The organism is Acidimicrobiales bacterium, from assembly GCA_033344915.1.
Lineage (GTDB): Bacteria > Actinomycetota > Acidimicrobiia > Acidimicrobiales > Aldehydirespiratoraceae > JAJRXC01.
Window position 1 is genome coordinate 83054 of the sequence record JAWPML010000001.1, and the last position, 17027, is coordinate 100080.

11 protein-coding genes are annotated in these 17027 nt (G+C 71.2%); 5 read left to right on the plus strand and 6 right to left on the minus strand.

Going from position 1 to position 17027, the window contains the following annotated elements:
* The first annotated feature begins 1 nt into the window (after position 1).
* The 4 genes from R8F63_00425 to R8F63_00440 all read left to right on the plus strand — a co-directional run bounded on the left by R8F63_00425 (position 2) and on the right by R8F63_00440 (position 4938).
* Positions 2 to 763 carry an SDR family oxidoreductase gene (locus tag R8F63_00425; GenBank protein ID MDW3217046.1) on the plus strand — a complete coding sequence of 254 codons (762 nt, stop codon included), beginning with the start codon at positions 2 to 4 and terminating at the stop codon, positions 761 to 763.
* A complete protein-coding gene (gene galK, locus R8F63_00430) occupies positions 753 to 1892 on the plus strand; it encodes a galactokinase (protein MDW3217047.1) in 1140 nt (379 codons plus the stop codon). Before R8F63_00425 ends, galK begins: the two co-directional genes overlap by 11 nt.
* Positions 1889 to 3250: an alpha-glucosidase/alpha-galactosidase gene (locus tag R8F63_00435; protein MDW3217048.1), complete on the plus strand. Its 1362-nt coding sequence runs from the start codon at positions 1889 to 1891 to the stop codon at positions 3248 to 3250. The genes galK and R8F63_00435 overlap by 4 nt, the downstream gene beginning before the upstream one ends.
* Positions 3251 to 3375: 125 nt before the next feature.
* Entirely contained in the window at positions 3376 to 4938 is a 1563-nt protein-coding gene (locus R8F63_00440) for an acyl-CoA synthetase (GenBank protein ID MDW3217049.1), read from the plus strand.
* Between the two features lie 12 nt (positions 4939 to 4950).
* On the opposite strand, the gene R8F63_00445 is transcribed toward R8F63_00440, so the two are convergent.
* The 4 genes from R8F63_00445 to R8F63_00460 all read right to left on the minus strand — a co-directional run bounded on the left by R8F63_00445 (position 4951) and on the right by R8F63_00460 (position 9587).
* The gene (locus R8F63_00445) at positions 4951 to 6279 is read right to left on the minus strand and encodes an APC family permease (protein MDW3217050.1); all 1329 of its coding nucleotides are present in this window, start codon (positions 6277 to 6279) and stop codon (positions 4951 to 4953) included.
* Positions 6276 to 6629 carry a gamma-glutamylcyclotransferase family protein gene (locus R8F63_00450; GenBank protein MDW3217051.1) on the minus strand — a complete coding sequence of 118 codons (354 nt, stop codon included), beginning with the start codon at positions 6627 to 6629 and terminating at the stop codon, positions 6276 to 6278. The genes R8F63_00445 and R8F63_00450 overlap by 4 nt, the downstream gene beginning before the upstream one ends.
* Before the next feature lie 10 nt (positions 6630 to 6639).
* A complete protein-coding gene (locus tag R8F63_00455) occupies positions 6640 to 8157 on the minus strand; it encodes an S-layer homology domain-containing protein (GenBank protein ID MDW3217052.1) in 1518 nt (505 codons plus the stop codon).
* A gap of 98 nt (positions 8158 to 8255) precedes the next feature.
* Positions 8256 to 9587 (minus strand): cytochrome P450, encoded by a 1332-nt coding sequence (locus R8F63_00460; protein MDW3217053.1) that lies wholly within the window; start codon positions 9585 to 9587, stop codon positions 8256 to 8258.
* A 60-nt stretch (positions 9588 to 9647) separates the two neighbouring features.
* On the opposite strand from R8F63_00460, the gene R8F63_00465 reads away from it, so the two are divergent.
* Positions 9648 to 10172 (plus strand): MarR family transcriptional regulator, encoded by a 525-nt coding sequence (locus tag R8F63_00465; GenBank protein ID MDW3217054.1) that lies wholly within the window; start codon positions 9648 to 9650, stop codon positions 10170 to 10172.
* Between the two features lie 33 nt (positions 10173 to 10205).
* On the opposite strand, the gene R8F63_00470 is transcribed toward R8F63_00465, so the two are convergent.
* Positions 10206 to 13796 (minus strand): UvrD-helicase domain-containing protein, encoded by a 3591-nt coding sequence (locus R8F63_00470; GenBank protein ID MDW3217055.1) that lies wholly within the window; start codon positions 13794 to 13796, stop codon positions 10206 to 10208.
* Complete coding sequence (locus R8F63_00475) at positions 13793 to 16978, minus strand: PD-(D/E)XK nuclease family protein (protein ID MDW3217056.1); 3186 nt, start codon at positions 16976 to 16978, stop codon at positions 13793 to 13795. The genes R8F63_00470 and R8F63_00475 overlap by 4 nt, the downstream gene beginning before the upstream one ends.
* Positions 16979 to 17027: the final 49 nt, after the last annotated feature.

Genomic DNA, 17027 nt, shown 5'->3' on the forward strand with positions numbered 1-17027 from the left:
CATGTCAGCTCCGCGAACCACATCTACGTCCGCCGTCGTGATCACCGGCGGCGCCTCCGGCATCGGCCGGGCGTGCGCCGCCTCTCTCGCCGAGGTCGGGCGGCCGGTGGCGCTCTGGGACCTCCAGGGCGAGGCGGCGCTCGCCGCGGCCGCCGAGATCTCGGAGCAGTACGGCGTCGTCGCGACCGGTCGGGGCATCGACGTCACCGACACGGGTGCGCTCGACGGGGCGGCCTCCGCCGCTCGCGAGGTGCTGGGCCCGATCGGTGGCCTCGTGCACGCGGCGGGCGTGGTCAGTGCGGAGCCGCTCGGCACGCTGGACCACGCGGCCTGGGACAAGGTGCTCGACGTGAACCTGACCGCCCACGCGATGATCACCCAGGCGCTCATGCCCCATCTCCGCGAGGTCGGACCGGGCGCGGCCGTGGTCGGCATCTCGTCGATCGAGGGGATCATCGGTCATGCCTTCATCCCCGCGTACTGCGCGTCGAAGGCGGGCCTGCTCGGACTGACCCGCTCGATGGCGGCGCAACTCGCGGCGGACGGGATACGGGTCAATGCCGTGTGCCCCGGCTACATCGACACGCCGCTGCTCCCGCAGGGCGACGGGCTGACGGAGGTCTACACCGCCGGTCAGCCGATGGGCCGGCTCGGCCGACCCGAGGAGGTGGCCGGTGCGGTGCGGTTCCTGCTGTCCGACGACGCGTCCTACATCACCGGTACCCAGCTCGTGGTCGACGGCGGGTCCACCTGTGTCGACTGACGGCGACGCGAGCGCCCGGGCGATCGCCGCGCACCGCGAGGCGTGGGGTGAGCCCGAGACGATCGTGCGGGCGCCCGGCCGGGTCAACCTGATCGGCGAGCACACGGACTACAACGACGGCTTCGTCCTCCCGATGGCCCTGCCCTTCGCCACGGTGATCGCGGTGAGCGCGGCCCCGGCCGGGGCGACCGGCGAGATCCGGTCCGAGGGCTTCGGCACGTTCTCGCTCGATGGCGATGTGCCGGAATGGGCGGTCTACGTCCAGACGATGCACGACGTGATGCGCGAAGCCGGCATCGAGGCTCCTGCGTGGCGGGGCGCCATAGCCACGGACATCCCGACCGGGGCCAGCCTCTCGTCCTCCGCCGCGGTCGAGGTGGCGACCGGGCTCGTGATCGCGGCGCAGGCCGGAGCCGAGGTGGACGGGGTGGCGATCGCCCGCTTCGGGCAGGCCGTGGAGACCCGGCTGCTCGGCGTGCCGACGGGGATCATGGACCAGTTGATCTCCGCCACCGCGTCGGCCGGCTCGGCGAGCCTGATCGATTGCCGGTCGTTGGCGGTGACCGCGCTGCCCGTCCCGCCGGGTACGACGGTGGTGGTCATGGACACGATGACCCGTCGCGAGCTCGTGGACAGCGAGTTCGCCGCCCGCACGGCGACCTGCCTGCGGGCGGCCGGACTCCTCGGTGTCGACGCCCTCCGCGACATCGCCGCCGTCGCGGACCTTGCTCCCCTCGAGGCGGACCATCCCCTCGAGTGGCGCCGGGCCGTCCATGTGGTGAGCGAGAACGAGCGCACACGGTCGGCGGCCGACGCGCTGGCGGCGGGCGATGCCGCGGCCTTCGGAGCGTTGATGGACGAGTCGCACGACAGCCTGCGCGATCGCTACGAGGTGTCGAGCGACGCCCTGGATCGCATCGTCGACATCGCCCGTCGCGCGCCGGGCTGTCTGGGGGCGCGCATGACCGGCGGTGGGTTCGCGGGGTGCGCGGTCGCCCTTGTCCGCTCCGCCGACGTCGACGGGTTCGTGGACCATGTGGCCGACGGGTACGAGGCATGGTCGGGCACCGCGCCCCGCCTGTGGCCCAGCGTTGCTGCGGCCGGTGCATCGGTGGAGACTCCGGTATGACGAAGATCGCCCTGGTCGGCGCAGGATCGACCGTTTTCGCCCGCAACCTGATGGGCGACATCCTGTCCTTCCCCGAGTTGGCCGACGCCACGATCTCCTTGCACGACATCGACGGCGAGCGGCTCGCCACCAGCGAGCTCGTCGCCCACCGGATCGGTGCCGCGCTCGACATCTCGCCGCGCATCGAGGCGACGACGGATCGGCGCGCGGCCCTCGAGGACGCGGACCACGTGATCACCATGTTCCAGGTCGGTGGCTACGAGCCGGCGACGGTGACGGACTTCGAGATCCCGAAGCGCTACGGGCTGCGCCAGACGATCGGAGACACGCTGGGCATCGGGGGCATCATGCGCGGATTGCGCACGATCCCGGTGCTGCTCGACGTGTGTCGGGACATGGAGGACGTGTGCGGCGATGCGCTCCTGCTGAACTACGTGAACCCGATGGCGATGCTGTGCTGGGCGGTGGATCGAGCCACGACGATCGACACCGTGGGGCTGTGTCACTCGGTGCAGCACACCGCCGAGCAGCTGGCCGGTGACCTCGGCGTGCCGGCCGAAGAGGTGCGCTACCGCTGTGCCGGCATCAACCACATGGCGTTCTACCTCGAGTTCGAACGGGAACTCGCCGACGGCACCCGCACCGATCTGTACCCGGCGCTGCGCGCCCGGGCCGACGAGCCGGCGCCCGACCGCGGCGACCCGAACCGCTCCGACGGCGGCGCCTGGTCGCTGCCGGATGCCGTTCGCTACGAGATGTACAAGCGGCTCGGCTACTTCGTCACCGAGTCGAGCGAACACTTCGCCGAGTACGTGCCCTGGTTCATCAAGGACGGGCGCGAGGACCTGATCGAACGCTTCGGCGTGCCCCTCGACGAGTACCCGCGCCGGTGTGAGCGCCAGATCGAGGGCTGGGAACACCAGCGGACCAAGCTCGAGGATCCGGACCGGCCGTTCCGGGTGCGGCGTTCGGCGGAGTACGGCTCGGAGATCATCCACTCGATGGAGACCGGCGAGCCGCGGGTGATCTACGGCAACGTCCCCAACGACGGCCTGATCGACAACCTGCCGGGCGGCTGCTGCGTCGAGGTGCCGTGCGTGGTCGACGCGAACGGCGTGCAGCCCACGCCCGTCGGCGCCCTGCCGCCCCAGCTCGCGGCGATGATGCAGACGAACATCAACGTGCAGTCCCTCACCGTCGAGGCGGTGCTCGAAGGCCGTCGCGACCATGTCGTCCACGCCGCCATGCTCGACCCCCACACCAGCGCCGAACTCGACCTCGACCAGATCGAATCCCTCGTCGACGACCTCATCACCGCCCACGGCGACCTCATCCCCACCCCCCTCCGGGCTTCTTAACCGACTTGTGGTCGTGAGACGACCACAACTCAACGCGGATCGCAGGGGTTGGGACGCGGATCGCAAGGGGGGTTGCGGGGGCGCCCGATTGGCGTCGAATGCTCTGAACGCGGATCATCTGCGCCATGGCCAACACCGACGTCACCGGATTCTGGAAGATCGCCGAAGCCGATCCCGACCATGTCGCCCTGATCGACCCCGACTACAACGAGATGACCTACGGCGAACTCGCCGCGCTCACGAACAAGATCGTGCACGGTCTACGGGCCGCGGGTCTGCAGCGCGGCGACCAGGTCACCACGGTGCTGCCGAACAGCTTCGAGCAGGTGGCCGTGTGCCTCGCCGCGTTCCAGGGTGGCTTCTACGTGACCACGGTGAACTGGCATCTGGTCGGTCCGGAGATCAGCTACATCGTCAACGACTCGGAGACCAAGGCGTTGATCGTCAGTGAGCGGTTCGCCGACGAAGCCGAGCGGGTACTCGAGGACTGTGTGACGCCGGAGGCCAACCGCTTCTCGGTGGGTGACGTGAAGGGCTTCCGTCCGTTCGCCGATCTGGTCGACGGGCAGTCGGGGGAGCGGCCGGACGATCTCAGCCCGGGCAGCTACATGTTCTACACGTCCGGCACGACGGGCCGTCCGAAGGGCGTGCGCCGCGGTCTGCCCGAGGGCGACGTGGACGAGACGGCCGCGGGATCCGGCATGTTCCTGATGCTGTTCGGCACGATGCCCCACGACGACAACGTGCAGATCACGCAGGCGCCGACGTACCACACGGCGGTCAACAACTGGACCACGATGAGCTTGCACATGGGGCACACCGTCGTCCTCATGGATCGCTGGACGCCGGAAGGACTGCTCGAGCGGATCGAGCGGTGCAAGGTGACCCACTCGCACATGGTGCCCACGATGTTCAACCGCCTCCTCCAACTCCCGGAGGAGGTGCGGGCGAAGTACGACGTGTCCTCCCTGCGCCGGATGGTGCACGCCGCCGCGCCGTGTCCGGTCGAGACCAAGAAGAAGATGATCGAGTGGTGGGGCGATTCGATCTGGGAGTACTACGCGGCGACCGAAGGCGGTGGCACAGTCGTCGGTCCGGAAGACTGGATGAAGAAGCCCGGCACCGTGGGCAAGCCATGGCCCGGGTCCGAGGTCATCTGTGTGGACGAGGACGGCAACGACGTGCCGACGTTCGAGTCCGGCACCGTGTACATGAAGATGCCGGGCAACGCCTTCGAGTACAAGGGCGACAAGGACAAGACCGACAAATCGCGGCTGCGCGGGTACTTCACCGTCGGCGACATCGGCTATCTCGACGACGACGGCTATCTGTTCCTCAACGACCGGGCCAACGACATGATCATTGCCGGTGGCGTGAACATCTACCCGGCCGAGATCGAGGGCGCGATGGTGCAGCACGAAGCGGTCGGCGACGTGGCCGTGTTCGGGATCCCCAACGAGGACATGGGCGAGGAGATCAAGGCGGTCGTCGAACTGCGGGACGGGTGGGAGCCCACCGACGAGACGACCGCGACGATCATGGACTGGCTGCGGGGTCAGATTGCCAAGCAGAAGCTGCCCCACTCGGTCGACTACACCACCGAGATGCCGCGCGACCCGAACGGCAAGCTCTACAAGCGTCGCCTCAAGGACCCGTACTGGGAAGGGCGCGAGGGCAACATCGTCTGAGCTCGACCCCGCTCAGGAGCCCGGTGTCGATCGGAGCCGGGTCCGGGTGGCGAGCCAGGCGAGAACGACGATGAGCATCAGGGCGCCGAGCCGCAGCCACTCGGCGCTGCTGCTCGTGATCAGTTGGTGGGTCAGCAGCGACCCGGCCGCGATCGCGGCGGCCGGCGCAACCAGACGCGGGGCTCGGAATGCGGCCTCGGCCTCCGGACGACCTCGTGTGGTCGCCGCGGCCGCGTTGACGCCGACGAGCACGGTCAGCAGCAAGGTGACGGCAGCCGTCGCCAGTTCCTCCACCGCGCCGGTCGTGGCGAGCACGGCGGCAAGGGCGGCGACGAGCAACGACGCGGTGATCGGCGTCCGCCATGACGGGTGCACGCGGGCCAGCGGGTGGGGGAGGCTGCCGTCCGTCGCCATGCCGTAGACGAGGCGCGATGCCGCGACGAGTGCGAACAGCGACGTGTTGGTGACGGCGACCAGGGCCACGAGTGCGAACCAGCGGGTCGAGATCGCCAGCGGGCCGGTGGCGACGACTTCCAGGAGGGGCCCGTCGGAGGCGGCCAGCACGGCCGGATCGACGGTTGCCGTCGCGACGAGGACGACCGCGAGATAGAGCACCGACGCGATCACGACCGCGCCGAAGAGCACGCGGGGGAAGACGCGGCGGACGTCGGGCACTTCCTCGGAGAGGTGGACGGCGTCCTCGAAGCCGAGAAAGGCGAAGAACGCCAACGCGGTCGCCGTGAGGAGGGCATCCGGACCCACGGAGCTGAAGTCCGTGATCCGCCCCGGGTCACCGCCACCGTCGATCAGGGCGGCTCCGCCGATCACGAGGACGAGGACGAGCCCGCCGATCTCGACGAGCGTCATGCCGACGTTGACCTTGGCCGACAACTCGATCCCGCGGATGCTCACGAGGGTCAGCACGGCGAGCACGGCGAGCGAGACCGCGACGACCGGTAGATCGACGAACTCCGCGAGATAGTCGCCGGCGAAGGCGCGCGTGGTGGTTGCCGCCGTCGCCAGCGAACTCAGCATCACGGCCATGCCGACGACGAACGTCAGCCCCTCGCGACCGAAGGCCTCCCGGGCGTAGAGCGCCGAGCCGGCCGAGCCGGGGAACCGGGTCACGAGCTCGGCGTACGACGCGGCGGATGCGGCTGCGATCGCGAACGCGAGGGTGAACCCGAGCCACGCGGCGCCGTCGAGTTCGCCGGCCACCTCGCCGACCAGGATGTAGATGCCGGCGCCGAGGATGTCGCCGACCACGAGGAGGAGCAGCAGTGGCGCGGTGATGGTCTTCGCGAGGCTCGTGCCGGGTCCCTGCGTCTCGCGCCCGCTCATTCGGCTTCGGGGTCCGTCTCGTAGATCCAGGCGCGAGCGGTCTCGCCGCCCTCCATCACCACATCGATCTCCATCCGGCGATACCCGGGACCCTCGAACTCGTCGATCTCGCGCCAGTGCTTCGCGAGGCGGCCGGCCTCGCAGGTGAGCACCGCGACCTCGACCGCCGGGCCGGCCGGATCGGCGGTGAAGCCGGGATAGCCCTCGGCCGGGCCGAAGCCGATCGGGTAGGTCCAGCCGGCGACGGTGCCGTTCGTCCACGTGCCGGCGATCCCGCGCACGACCCAATGGTTCTCCTCGCCCGGCATGAGCGTGCCATAGGTCGCGAGGTGTTCGGTGGGCTCGGTCACGGGGGTCGTTCTATCCCGGCGGCGGCGGTGCGCACACCCGCTGGCCCCGCAGTGGTGTGGCCTCGCCACCGTTGACGAGTCGGAGTTCGGTCGCGTTCGTCGCCAGAACGGCGGCCAACGCATCCCAGGTGTCGCCGCTCGCGGCCTCGACGCAGACCGCCTCGTCGACCGGCCGCGGCGCGGGCTCGCCCACCGTGAGTGCGCCGTTGATTCGTTCGGCGATCGCTTCCACGAGCTCGATCCCGTCGGCCTCCGTCGCGCTGCCTTCCGTCATGATCGTCACCGCGTAGGTCCCGCCACTCGGCGTGCGGACGACGCCCGTCGACCCGAGTCGCCAGCCCCGTCCGGTCATCGGGTAGAAGCCGTTCTTGAGCGCGATTGCATGGTCGGACGGGAGTCCGGCCGTGACACCCCAGGTCTGTGCGGGGGTCACGCCGGTCATCCACGCCCAGGCCTCGGCGACGTGGGCATCGTCGAGGGGTCCGCCGCCGACGAGAAGCTGCTCGACGAGGCGGGTCCGGTCTGCCGCGGTGCTCAGGGTGGCACCGTAGAGGGCGGTGTGCGCCGTGTCCGAGAGTCCGAAGCGGTCGTCGAGCGCGGACATGCCGGCCGCGCCGCCGACGGATTGGTACAGCTCGCTCGTCGGCGGCGAGTTGTGGCTGAAGTGGATCATGAGCTCGATGCGGTCGGTGTCGGCCTCGGTCACCGCCCGGCCCTCGTCCTGCGCATCGAGGAGAACGCCGGCCAGCACCTGGGCCTTGATGACGCTTGCCGTCGTGACGTCCAGGCCCGGGTTGAGGGCGTAGGTGCAGCCGGTCCGATGATCGTGGACGTGCGCGGTGACGACCCGTCCCGCGGCGAGCGCCTCGATGTCGGCCACCGCCGCGGCGGGAAAGACGTCGCTGCACTCACCCAACCGCACGGCGCAGTTCACCGGATCGCCGGCCACGAGCCCGGCCGCCGGCGCCGGTTCGCCCTGCCAGCGCCAGGCGAAGGTCAGCAGTTCGCCGCGGGTGACGGGTTCGTCGGGCGCGAACAGGGTCGCCGTGCGACCGGTGGTGATGTCGTTCTGCCACGCCCACTCGACCGGCGCCAGCTGCCAGTTCTTCACGACGTCGGAGAAGGGGTTGGTCGACCCGTCGACGCGGGTGCGGGCGACGCGGAAGAGGAACGTCACGACCATCGCCCGGGTTGCGTGGCCGTCCGGGTCGAACGTGGACGGCGACGTGCCCTCGGTGACCTCGCGGGCGGTCATCCACGCCACGGGGATCTGCTGCCAGTCGGCAGTGATGTCCGTGAACGGGTGCTCGGTGTTCGTCCACTCCGGGGCGATCAGCCGCTGGAGGACCGCGGCGACCTCGGCCCGAGTGGCGACGCGGTCCGGCGCCAGGCAATCGGGCACCGGGCCGGTCACGAGTCCCGTCGTCTGCGCCCAGTCGGCGGCCGGGCCGTAGAAGCGGGCCGGGTCCACGTCGGCGAAGCGATGGGCGGGCTCGTCCGTGGCGGCAGCGGGTGCCGTCGCGAGCACCGCGGCGACGATCGCCGCGTAGACCAGGAGGGCAGCGATGCGGCGAATTGTTCCCCTCCGTCGGGCGCGGGCCCGGCGACTGCCGCCGGGCCGGGCGCTCAGAGTACGGCGGGGCTCGGGGTGAAGGCCACGGGGAGGTGCTTGATCCCGTCGACGAGATTCATGCGAAGCCGGTCGGCCGGGCCGGTCTGGTGGATGTCCGGGCAGCGCCGGGCGAGCTCCTGGAAGATGATCTTGATCTCCAGTTTCGCGAGGTTGGCGCCGAGGCAGAAGTGGGCGCCGCCCGCGCCGAACGCCATGTGGTGGTTCGGCGTGCGGGTGATGTCGAACTGGTTGGCCGTCGGACCGAACTCGGCCTCGTCCCGGTTGCCCGACGGGTACCAGAGCAGCACCTTGTCGCCGCCCTTGATCTGCACGCCCCCGAGTTCGGTGTCCGCCGCCGCGGTGCGTCGGAAGAAGTTGACCGGGCTGGTCCAGCGGAGGATCTCATCCGTCATCGTGTCCGCAAGGCCCTCGGGATCGCCCTTGAACAGCTCCCACTGATCGGGGTTGTCCATGAACGCCATCATCCCCTTGGAGATCGCGTTGCGGGTCGTCTCGTTGCCGGCAATGACCAGCAGGGTGAAGAACAGGTCCCGCTCGATCTCGGAGAGCTCGTGGCGCTCGCCGTCGATCTCGACGACGGCCTCGGTGAGGCGGGTCCACAGGTCGTCGGCCGGTTCGGCCCGCTTCTTCTCCGTCAGCTCGTGGGCGTACATCGCCATCTCGACCATGGCGAGCTCCGAGTCCCGGAAGTCGCCCTCGATCCCCTCGAGCGCGGCGGGGCGAGCAGTCTCGTCCATCTGGTACTCGTCGTCGGCGCCGCCGACGGTGCGGTTCGACCAGTCAAAGAGCTTGTCGCGGTCCTCCTGCGGGACACCGATGATCTCGGCGATCGCCATGAGGGGAAGTTCGGCGGACACGGTGGTGACGAAGTCGGCTTCGCCGACCGGCGTGATCTGGTCCAGGATCGTGGTGGCGCGGAGACGGAACGCGTCCTCGAGGCGGCGCACCATACGCGGGGTGAAGCCGCTGTTGACGAGCTTGCGGTAGGTCGTGTGCTTCGGCGGGTCCGTCATCACCATCTGCAGGCCCGGGCCCCGCTCGGCCTCGAGGTCGGTGAGGGCGATGCCGCCGGCGCCGTCACGCCCCGGACCGGTCTGGTGGCTGAACAGGGTGCCGCTGCGATGGGCCTCCGTGATCAGCTCGTAGCTGGTGACGTTCCAGAACGGCTCGTTGTCGCTCGCCTCCGTGGCCTTGTTGAGGTGGACGGGCTGGTTCTCGCGCATCCACGCCCACCAGTCGTGCGGACAGCGGTCGGCGAAGACGTCGAGATCGGACAGATCGATGTCGTCGGCGGTCAGATCGGGGGAACGTTCGGTCAGGGTCACAGGGTCAAATTACCTTCCCGGTAAGGAAAGTCAAGGGCATGGCCGGTAACCTCGGTAGCTGTGACCGACGATCCGACGCCGTCGAAGAACGGGGAGCCGCCGCAGCTCGGCGATCTCGAGTCCTATGTCGACCCTCGTCACTGGTCCACGGTGGAAGTGCTCGTGTGGGCGTTTCGCACCGGTCGCCAGGTCGAGGCGTGGATGTCCGACGCGCTGGCTTCGGAGGGGTTCGACACCTCGGAGTTCACGGCGCTCTCGGCCCTGTGGATGACCGGCGAGCCCCATCAGTTGTCCGCGGGCGAGATCGCGGACCGGCTGGTCCAGACCACGGGCGGCACCACGAAGACCATCCGCAGGCTCGAGGAACGTGGCCTCGTGCGGCGGGTCGCCGACCCGAACGACGGTCGCCGCGCCCTCATCCAGCTGACGGCGTCCGGCCTCGATGCCGCCCGGTCCACGCTCGAGCTGGTCCTCGACGCGTTCGACCTCGACATCGGCGACCTCGATGTCGCGGAACGGACCGAGCTCGGATCGCGGCTCGCTCGCATCTCCGCCGAGCTCGACGATCGTCTCCGCCGGCGCTGACCGCTCCCGCGGCGTGACCTCGGCGGGGCTCGATCAGAGGCGCGCGTCGGCGGTGTCGGAGGCGGCGGCGAGCTGACCGGCCCGAACGCCGACCTCCTCGATGGCCTGGCGGAGATCCGGAAGCTCGGCTTCGGTCGCGCCGTCCTCGCGCAGGAAGGCGAAGACCATGCGGCCCACGGTCTCGCCGGTGGCCTGCTCGATCGCGGCGGCGTAGCTCGCGCCCTGGAGCCGGTAGCGGTCGAGCTTCGCGGCGACGTCGTCGTCGCCGTCGACATGGTCGGTCTTCCAGTCGACGATCACCAGCGTGCCGTCGGCGTCGCGGTGCAGCAGATCGATGTAGCCCTCGATGAGGTACTCGCCGATCGGGGCGGCGACCCAGAGCTCGCGCCAGTGCTCGTTCGCCGCCGCGGCCCGGGCGACGGCGGTGTCGATGCCGGACCGGGCGAGCCGGGCGACGACTTCCGTGCGGTTCGTGACGCCCTCCGCCATCGCCTGCGCGCGGGCCGCGTCGTCGATGCCGTCGCCGGTGGCGAGATCGACGACCTGGAGGACGCCGTGGACGGCCCGCCCGATCGCGGTGCCGTAGCGGCCCTTCTGCCACGGGGGCAGGTCCAGGTCACGGGGCCGCTTGTCGAGCCCGGGGTCCGCCGGCAGGAGACCGGCCACCGGCCCCGGATCGGTCGGGTCGACGCCAGGGTCGGCCGGTGTCGACTCCGGCGCCGTCGAGAAAGTACTGGGGTCTGACCCCGGCGTACTTTCTCGGGCGAGGGTGGTGGCGGCGATGACGGTGCGGCGGGAGGCGGTGGTGAGGGCGGCGGCGCGTTCGGCGGCCCAGTCCTGGCGGGGCGGCAGGGGCGTTGGGGTGGGGCGGGGGTTGGTCGGCACGGTCGTCGGCGGCGGGTCGTAGGGGATCCCGGTGGCCGAGCGGAGGCCGGGCTCGGCGACGACGCTGGCGCTGGTGCGGCGGGTGGTCTCCGCGAGGCGGTGGAGGCAGACCACCAGATGGTCGCGGGCCCGGGTGGCGGCGACGTACAGAAGACGGAGGCGCTCGTGTTCGTCCATCTGCTCGTCGACGGGCTTCCACGCGTCGTAGCCCTCGGAGGTGACCTTGCTCGACAGACGCAACACCGGATCCCGGTCGCCGGGCGGGAACGAGATCGACGGCCCCATCGGTGGACGGGTGATCTGGGTGGTCATGCCGCCGAGCACGGTGATCGGGAACTCCAGCCCCTTCGCGCCGTGGATCGTCATGATCCGCACCGAGTCGTCGTCGGTTTCCGGCAGGACGGTCTCGCTCACCCGGGCGTTGTCGGCGCCCTGGAGCCGGGCCCACTCCAGGTAGGCGCGCAGGTCGCGTCCCCCGGCGTCGGTCCACGCCCGGGCCTGGTCGATGACGAAGCGGAGCCGCCGCCACACGTCACGGGGGGCACCGGTGGCGACCGCCGTCTCCAGCACCCCGCGCTCGCGCACGAGCCGGTCGAGCAGCTCGGCGGGGTTGGACCAGAGTCGGGCCTCGTGGAGCTCGGCGAGATGGGCGAGTGCGTCACCGACGGGATGGCCCGCCCCGCCGTCGGGTCGTTCGCGGCGCAACGAGAACCGGCCGCCGAGACCGAGGCGCCAATGGGCGAGGTCGTCGTCGCCGCAGCCGTAGACGAACGACCGCAACGCGGCGACCGTGGCCAGCTCGTCGGTGGGGTCGGCGACGGCGCGCAACGCGAGCATCAGCTCGCGCACCTCGCGGGTGGCGTAGACGAGCGACGAGGTCTCGGCCCTATAGGGGATCCCGACCCGGTCGAGGGCGCGCTCGAGGTGCGAGAGGCTGGTGCGGGCCGGCAGGAGAATGCACACGTCGCTCGGTTCGGCTCGGCGCCAGCCCCCGTCGCCGTCGTCGACCTGCCACGGCTCACTCCCGTGGAGCGCCGCGGCGATCGTCGCCGCGATGTCGCGGGTCTCGACCTCGCGTAGTCCGTCGGCGTTGAGCTTGGTGGGAATCGCCTCGGCGCCGAGGAGGGCGACGCCGGGCCCGGCCGGCGGCGGCTCGGCGCGGTGAGCGGTGAGCGGGGCGTAGGCGGGCTGACTGCCCGGCTCGGGTTGGATGAGGGTGGCGAAGACATCGTTGATCCACTCGATCACCGGGCCCACGGTGCGGAAGTTGACCGAGAGGCTCGGCCCACCCGGGAAGCGGTCGCGGGCTTCGAGGTAGACGCCGATGTCGGCGCGGCGGAAACGGTAGATCGACTGCTTGGGATCGCCGACGAGGAAGAGACGACCGGGCTCGACCTCGAGGTCGCTCCACGCGTCGGCGACCGGTCCGCCGGCCGGATCGGTGTCGGGATCCGCGGCGATCAGTGCGGCCAGCTCGATCTGGATCGGGTCGGTGTCCTGGAACTCGTCGAGCAGCAGGCGCCCGTAGCGGGAGCGCAGCGAGCGTCGTACCTCGGCGCCGACCTCGGGGGAGCGCAGCACCCGGCGGGCGTGGACGAGGAGGTCGTGGAACTCGAGCCGTCCGCTCTCGCGACGTTCGTCGGCCATGCGCACGACGAACTCGCCCAGCCGTCCGGCGATGTGGGCGAGGGCGCCCCGGGTGACCGCCGCCACCGCCTCGTCGCACGCGGTCGCGAGGCCCTTCACAGCCTCCTTCACCTCGTCGATCGGGATCGCCCAGTTGTCCTTCTTGCCGCCCCGCCCCGCGGTGATCTTCTCGCCGCCGCGGCCACCCGCGCCCATGGCGGTGGCGATGGACATCTGGTCGATCTCGTCGATGCCGGCGGCGAGCCGGGCGCGGCACTGGTGGAGGAAGCTGAACCGTTCGAGCAGCAGATCAGCCTCGTCGGTGCAGTGCTCGCGGAGCGCGTCGATGTCGTCGAACCGGGCCAGCAGGGATCCGAGATCGAAGGCGGGAGGCGGAGGTGCGGTGCGGTCGAGACGCTCGAGGACGAGGTCCCAGTTGTCGGTCATCTGGAGGGCGAGTTGGCGCAGGGTGTCGAGCCGCACGCCCGCCGCTTCGAGGGCGAGGATCGAGCGGCCCATCGTCTCGTCGTCGAGTAGCTGATCGAGGAACTGGTGCCACTGGGCCTCGAATTCGACCTGCGATCCGATCTCGTCGAGCACCTCAACCCCGGGCGGGAGACCGGCCTCGACCGGGTGTTCGTTGAGGATGCGCTGGGCGAACGAGTGGAGGGTGCCCACGGCCGCACCGTCGAGCTCCGCCAGCGCCGCGGTGGCGAGCGCGTGCCGCTCGGGATCGTCGGCCGCGCGAGCCGCCTCCTCGAAGCGCTGACGGATGCGGTCGCGCAGCTCGGCCGCGGCCTTCTCGGTGAACGTGATCGCCGCGATCGCATCCATGCCGATGCGGTCCTGCAGCACGAGCGCTTCGACCCGGTCGACGAGCGCCCGGGTCTTGCCCGACCCCGCACCCGCCTCGACGAAGAGGGTCGACGAGCGTTCGGTGCGGATCCGGACCCGCTCCGCCTCGTCGGCCGGCACCTCGTCCGCCAGCACATCGTCCGCCGGTACATCCTCGGTCAGCCCGCCGTCGGCCGGGGGTGGCGGCGGCTCGGGCGCGTTCGGCACCGTGCGGCCGGCGCCGAACAGGTCGAGCTGCTCCTCGTCGTGGGGGGTCATGCGTCGTCCCCCTCGCCGCCTGATGTCGCGACCGTGAGCCAGGGTTCGATCGCGGGGTCCTCGATCACGCGACGGAAGTCGGCGTACTGGTGTGAGGTGCCGAGGCCGTCGGGTTCGCAGAACTCGCAGTCGACGAACATACGCCAGCCCGGTTCGGCCGGCGCCTGGGGGAAGAGGCCGGCGCCGATGCCGTCCACGATGCGCTCGACGATGCCGAGGGCGCGTTCGGCCACGTCGGGGGTCACCCGGTAGCCGGCCGTCTCGAACTCGCCGCGGCGGGTGACGAACCAGTAGGCGCCGCGGGCCTCGGCGTGGGGCCGATCGAGCACGATCCTCGCCGCAGCGGTGTAGAGGGCGAGCTGCAGGAAGCGGCCTGCAGGCGTGGGGTTCTCCTCGCTGAGGTCCTTGTAGGCGCTGCGTTTGCCGGTCTTGTAGTCGATCACCACGAGATCGCCGGTGCTCGTCTCGTCGACGCGGTCGATCGAGCCCCGCACCGTGAGGGCGCGACCCGAGGGCAGGGTGATCGTGACGGGCGGCGTGGGTTCGTGGGGCATGCCGAACGGCAGCTCGGTGTGGATCGGCGTGCAGCCGTGGGCGACTCGCTGATGGCGGTCCATCACCGTCGCAAGTTCGGCGAGGTCGCTCATCATGACCTGGCGATCGCGGTGCCAGTAGACCGCCCGCCCGACGAGTCCCTTGGCCGCCAGCCGCTCGGCCTCGTCGGCCGCCAGTTGGAGGAGCCGGGCCCGGGCGTCGTCGGACCAGGCGCCGCCGTGGGCGGGCACCGAGCCGTCCTGCAGCGCCTCGGCGATCCATTGCTCGAGCGCGTGGTGGACGAGGTTGCCGAGCGTGAGCGGCGAGATGCGGTACTCCTGCTCGGGGTCCTCGACCGGGCGCACGCCGAGGACGTGGCCGACGAAGTAGGCGTGGGGACACTTCGACCACGTCTCGAGGCGGGTCGCCGAGGTGACATGGTCGGGGTCGAGCGGGGTGGGGAGGGTGACGCCGCGCAGGTCTGCGTCGCCCTGCGCGGTGAGGTTGCCGTGGAATCGGGTGAACGTGGGGCCGAGGCGGGCCGCGATGAGGTCCACGCCGCGGCGCAGCTCGGGCCGCTCGTCGAGGAGCGGATGGGTGGCGATCTCGTCGCCGGCGTCGGCGGTGTCGAGCAGGGCGCGGACGTCGTACTCCTGGATGTGGCCGGGGAACCCGGTCGCGCGAAGACCGGCGATGAACGACGGGACCTCGGTGAACCAGTCGCCGGTGTGTCGTCCGAGATCGGCCGCGGCCGGGCGGACGCCGGCGCCCTCGTGGGCCTCGACGGTGTCGAGCAGCCAACGCGACGGGGCCCGCTCGGCGCTGCGACGCAGGTCACCGCGGGGGAAGGTCATCGTGACGTGCCCGGCCGCGGCGAGCACACCGAGCAGGGCGCGGTGTTCGTCGGCGGTCAGATCGGCGCGGGTGGGGAGGTCGCGGCCGTGAGGGGACTCGGGGAGCGCGGTGCGGACGCGGTCGGGGAGCAGCGGGTCGTCGCGGCGGCGCGCGGGGAACGAACCCTCGGCCATGCCGACGATGACGACCACGTCGAGTTCGAGACCGAGGGCCATGTGGGCGGGGCCGAGGAGCACGCCGTTGCCGAAGGTGCCGTGGCGTCCGATGTCGTCGGCGAGCTGGAGCTCCAGCGCCCGCCGGAAGGCGGCGACGGAGGGGTTGGGGTCGATCCCGTCGAGGTCGCCGAGGCGGTCGATGGCGGCGTCGATGCGCTGGGCGGCGGCCTTCTCGTCGGGCGGCCACTGCTCACGCAGGGTCTCGCCGCCGACGTAGGTGCGCACGAGTCGGCGGCACCACGCGGCGAGGCCCTTCCAGCTGGCGGCCTGTCCGCCGGGGTCGAGCGCGGTCACGAGGTCGGCGACGAACTGGGCCAGCTCGCTCGCCTGGTCCGCCTCGCGGCGATGGCGATCGGCGCGCCAACTCTGTTCCTCGTCCTTCTCGGCCTGGGTGGCATCGGCTTCGAGTTCCTCGACGAGGCGGCCGAGCCGGCCGGCCCACTGGTCCGGCCCCGCGATCACGCCGGCGGCGCGACTCGCCCGCTCCCACGCGGCGACGGGTGCCGGCCGGTTGTCGATGCCGCGGATCGGTGCTCCCGCGAGCCACGCGGCGACGTCACGGCGGCTGAAGTCGTGGTCCGGCAGGGCGAGCAGGGCGAGCAGCGAACGGCCGAGGAGCGACGCGTCGGCGGTCTCGACGCAGGTGCCGAACCAGTCGAGCCCGGCGGCGTCGAAGGCATCGCCGAGGAGGCGGGCGTAGGGGTCGCGGGAGCCGTAGAGCACCGCGCAGCGCCCGAGCGGGGTGCCGGCGCGGGTGGCGTCGACGATCGTGCGCAGCGCGTGGCGGACCTCGTCGTCGGCGTCGCTGACGGACACGCCGCGATCGGCCCGGGTGGCCGTGGGTGCAGCCGACTCGGGCCAGCCGAGACCGAGCGCCTCGACGCTGCGGCGGACCGGGGCGTCCGCCTCGGTGTTGCCGGTGGTGCCGGCGATGACGTGGAGTTCGGACGCCGCGCCGAACGCGGCCAGGACTCGGACCTGGTTCGCGGTGAGGCGTTGGGGGAGGTGCAGGACCGCCGGCCCGAGCTCGTCGAGAACCGGGTGACCGCCGGTCATGGCGTCGACCGCGGCGTCGATCAGGTCCTGTTCGTTGCTGAACGTCGGACGCAGCCGATCGGCAACGGCTCGATGGACGCGCACGACATCGGCCGCGCGGCTCGAGGTGGAGGCGATCGCCGCCAGGCCTTCGGGCTCGACCTCCGACAAGGCGCGGTGGGCCCGCACGAGCGAGCGCTCCGTGGCCGGGTGGGTGTGGACACCGGCGAAGTGGCCGGGTGCGTCGGCGAGCACGGCACGCACTGCCCCCGCGATCACCGGGGTGGAGACGGGGCGGCGGCCCGCCGCGGCGACGGCGGGTGCGCCGAGGAGCTCGGCCAGGCGATACGGCGTGAGGAAGGTGACGGCGGCGATGCCCCGCTGGCGGCCGATCGCCCGGCGCGCCGCGATGCCGACATAGTTGGACGGCACCAGTACGGCGACGGGTGCCAGGGCGCGACCGTCCTTCAGATCGGCGATCGCCGACGCCAGCGCTGCGTGGGCAGCCCCGCCGAGCTCGGTTGTCCGAAGTGAGATCGCCATCCGAGGTGATCGTACGCAGGCGGTGTGACGCGCGCGGGCGCCGGGCGGT

Excerpts from the sequence above, each read along its gene's own strand:
- R8F63_00425 (MDW3217046.1), top strand. The coding sequence starts at position 2 with ATGTCAGCTCCGCGAACCACATCTACGTCCGCCGTCGTGATCACCGGC.
- R8F63_00435 (MDW3217048.1), top strand. The coding sequence starts at position 1,889 with ATGACGAAGATCGCCCTGGTCGGCGCAGGATCGACCGTTTTCGCCCGC.
- R8F63_00440 (MDW3217049.1), top strand. The coding sequence starts at position 3,376 with ATGGCCAACACCGACGTCACCGGATTCTGGAAGATCGCCGAAGCCGAT.
- R8F63_00445 (MDW3217050.1), bottom strand. The coding sequence starts at position 6,279 with ATGAGCGGGCGCGAGACGCAGGGACCCGGCACGAGCCTCGCGAAGACC.
- R8F63_00470 (MDW3217055.1), bottom strand. The coding sequence starts at position 13,796 with ATGACCCCCCACGACGAGGAGCAGCTCGACCTGTTCGGCGCCGGCCGC.
- R8F63_00475 (MDW3217056.1), bottom strand. The coding sequence starts at position 16,978 with ATGGCGATCTCACTTCGGACAACCGAGCTCGGCGGGGCTGCCCACGCA.